The organism is Proteus sp. fly-1067 (genome assembly GCF_040139345.1).
Lineage (GTDB): Bacteria > Pseudomonadota > Gammaproteobacteria > Enterobacterales > Enterobacteriaceae > Proteus > Proteus vulgaris_B.
Map to the genome: position 1 here is coordinate 1 of NZ_JBEEUL010000181.1, position 583 is coordinate 583.

Genomic DNA, 583 nt, shown 5'->3' on the forward strand with positions numbered 1-583 from the left:
GGATATTGTTTTTGTACTTCAGCAAAGAAACGTTCTGTTTCTCTTGATGCGGTACCATTACCAATTGCCACCAGTTCGACCTGATGTTTTTGACATAATGCTGCAACAATGGCTGCTGCTTTTGCCGCTTGGCCGGTATGTGGGTAGATAGTATCAGTCGCAATCAGTTTTCCTGTTGCATCAACAACCGCAACTTTAACACCGGTACGTAGGCCGGGATCGAGTCCCATCGTTGAGCGCATACCTGCTGGCGCGGCCATCAGTAGGTCATTGAGGTTACGAGCAAATACATTGATTGCTTCTTCTTCGGCTTTTTCACGCAATGCGCTCATAATTCCTGTTTCGAGATGCAACAAAACTTTCACACGCCATGTCCAACTAATGACAGCTTTGCGCCATTGGTCTGCTGGTTGATTATTTAATCGAACATCAAGGTGGCGGGTAATAATTTCTTCACAGTAACTTTCTTTTGGTGGTTCTTCGAACTGAGGGTCACAATTAAGTGAAAGTTGTAAAATGCCTTCATTGCGCCCACGAAACATAGCCAACGCGCGATGAGAAGGTACTGATGCGACAGGTTCTT

General features: G+C 45.5%; 1 pseudogene. It reads right to left on the reverse strand.

Features of this window, described 5'->3' with window-relative positions:
- Positions 1-583: pseudogene (locus tag ABN217_RS19875) on the reverse strand (RNA-binding transcriptional accessory protein); the annotation flags it as partial.